Annotated in this window: 3 protein-coding genes; all 3 read right to left on the bottom strand. The window is 54.6% G+C overall.

The genetic code is table 11. The features are described from left to right. Nucleotides 1-139 precede the first annotated feature (139 nt). The gene (locus tag IEV62_RS18040; RefSeq protein WP_188449971.1) at nt 140-445 is read right to left on the bottom strand and encodes a hypothetical protein; all 306 of its coding nucleotides are present in this window, start codon (nt 443-445) and stop codon (nt 140-142) included. Between the two features lie 154 nt (nt 446-599). After that, nucleotides 600-1,067: a DUF417 family protein gene (locus IEV62_RS18035; RefSeq protein ID WP_188449969.1), complete on the bottom strand. Its 468-nt coding sequence runs from the start codon at nt 1,065-1,067 to the stop codon at nt 600-602. A 572-nt stretch (nt 1,068-1,639) separates the two neighbouring features. Next, nucleotides 1,640-2,182 (bottom strand): recombinase family protein, encoded by a 543-nt coding sequence (locus IEV62_RS18030; RefSeq protein ID WP_188449966.1) that lies wholly within the window; start codon nt 2,180-2,182, stop codon nt 1,640-1,642. Nucleotides 2,183-2,410: the final 228 nt, after the last annotated feature.

The following is a 2,410-nucleotide window of genomic DNA, read 5'->3' as shown; positions in this document are numbered from 1 at the left end:
CAGTTCGTCGTGCGATACACAGGTGCGGCAGGTTTGGGCATCACGCCCATCTATCCCACTCGATTCCCTACGTGAATCCCCAACGTCAGTTTTGCAACAAAGCCGGTCTTGACCATGATAAATCTCCAAAGCTTAAGGTTTAACGGGTGGTAATGTTGCCCTTGTAGTCGAGCAAAACGGTCACACGCTTGGAGCCCCTCATTGCGGTTCCCTGCCAAAGGCCATCGGCTTTCATGATTTTGGAGATGTGAGTGTAGCCTCCTTTGGCGAAGCGTCCACGAGCCTGGTTTTCAGTAAATGAATTTGCACCTTTCGCCGGCGCCCCGATCGTGTGTGGGGCACCATTTTTTAGTGCAGGGTTGTGAGATCCTGCCTGAGCAGATTGCGCACCTGCGCTAGACGCTAGGAACACGACCGCTGACGCGGCTGCAAAAATACGTAACATACCTCTCTCCTTTGTTGCAGTTCGACGCTAACGCTCGATCTCGGAAAAAGGTGCCTTTTGCGGGCGCGCGCGACGGTCGGATTTAAACAGATCTTTTTGATTTAGAACCGATGATAGGTTGCTCGGTTTGAATGCCCCGGGGCAACGTGCGTCTCTATCCTCCCCGAACAGCGGCCAAACGCGCACGCGTGCTAAGAAGCAGCGTCGCGCAGGCGGCGAGCAGCACGGCATCTTTGATCAGGAACTGTCCGGTCGATCCCAGGAACGGGAAGCCGTAGCCTTCCTCGAACAATTTGGGTGCCTCTAGCGTGAAGCTCAGCGTCAAAAGATAAGTGCAACATCCCATCGCGGCTCCGGCGACGGAGGCTAGTAGAGACCTCGCGCCGATCGCTAGAAGTGCCCCTGTAGCAAGCTCGATCGTTCCGATCACCGCACTCGCGCCCCGTTCGCCTATCAGCGGGTACATCCAACCGAAAAGCCAATAATTACTTGCGATCCCCGCTACACCGTGCGCTTCATATGCAGCGAATTTAGCGGTGCCAAATAGTAGAAATACAAGCACTAGGGTCCAACGAAGCAGGTTTTCAGCCAATGGATCAAGGCCCGCGCGCGCATTTGTCATTTCTAATGTCCCTGTGTGCATATTTCTACCCATTCGATGTAGGGGGGCAGATGGTTACGCCGAAGTCACAGGGTTGGCGGCTACTTTCGATTTTAGGTAATGTCTCAGCTTGAATTTTGACGCCGTCTCAATGATCTTCGTTTTCGTGTTATCGGCTCGCGCTACTAGCCGAAGTACTTAACAAATAAAATATGCAATTTTGAGACAAAATCGCAGATATATTAGCGCCTGTGGATGGCATAGCCCCAAATCACTGCCATACATCGGCACCATCCGGTTGCGAGGTTCGTAGAAAATCTAAGGTATACTGCTTACTATTGAAAAATACCGTTATGCAAACCTAGCCGTATCCAATATTTTACGGTGACCTCTCGCTGCGGTTTTGATCAAGGATTACACCAGCTCCGTGAGTGAACCCGGCTTTGATGGCGATCGTCCGGCACTATAGGTGCTCTTCGCTATCGGTGGGCTCGTTGGCAGTATGTTGATATTTGCCTTAGCCATGCTTTTTGCAAAATACTGCCTCCGCTGACAGCCCCGACATCACTCCGCCCCCCCCCCCCCCCGCCAGGTCAGCTGGACAGCGCGCGATAGACGCTTGCGCGGCCGATCCCCATTCGTTTGGCGATTTCACTCGGCCCGACGCCCTGGTCCTTCAGCGTGCGGACTGTGGCAACGTCGACCGAACGTTTGCGGCCCTTGTAAACCCCCGCAGTTTTCGCACGGTCGATGCCCTCGCGCTGACGTTCCTTACGAATGTCCGTTTCGAACTCGGCGATGGAGGCCAGCACGCCGAGAAGCAGCTTCCCCGTAGACGTGTCGGTATCCATTCCCGGTTGCTGAAGGCATCGAAACCCTACCCCCTTCGTGGACAGTCGTGCGACGATCGTGTGGAGATCAGCTGCTGACCGCGCAAGGCGGTCGAGACGGGTCACGATGAGGGTGTCTCCTTCGCGGACGAAGTCCAGAGCTTCGGCAAGCTCATCGCGCCCCATCACGCTGATGCCGCTCCGTTTCTCGGAGAAGATTTTGCTACACCCCGCGGTCGCCAACGCCTCGAGTTGGACCTCGAGCGACTGACCAGCGCTGCTCACTCGACCATAACCAACCAACATCAATGATACCTGTCTCAATAGACTCTAGATCATCGACTATGATGCCCCAAATTTAGCGGGGCAACCCAATTGAGACAACCCGGGCTGGGTTCGGGTGTCTCATCGTATTGTACCGCGAGAGTATGAGCTGCTGCCGGTTTCGTGGACACCAAGATAAGGTGTTTTCGGAACCGGAGGGTGTAAATGCAACGACGGAAGTTCAGCCGAGAGTTCAAGCTCGAGGCAGTG

It is taken from the genome of Sphingomonas psychrolutea (assembly GCF_014636175.1).
GTDB lineage: Bacteria > Pseudomonadota > Alphaproteobacteria > Sphingomonadales > Sphingomonadaceae > Sphingomonas > Sphingomonas psychrolutea.
The sequence above is the reverse complement of the archived record's forward strand: the minus strand, read 5'-3'. Positions and strand labels throughout refer to the sequence as shown.

Coding starts and splice junctions, on each gene's coding strand:
- IEV62_RS18040 (WP_188449971.1), bottom strand. CDS start 445: ATGTTACGTATTTTTGCAGCCGCGTCAGCGGTCGTGTTCCTAGCGTCT.
- IEV62_RS18035 (WP_188449969.1), bottom strand. CDS start 1,067: ATGACAAATGCGCGCGCGGGCCTTGATCCATTGGCTGAAAACCTGCTT.
- IEV62_RS18030 (WP_188449966.1), bottom strand. CDS start 2,182: ATGTTGGTTGGTTATGGTCGAGTGAGCAGCGCTGGTCAGTCGCTCGAG.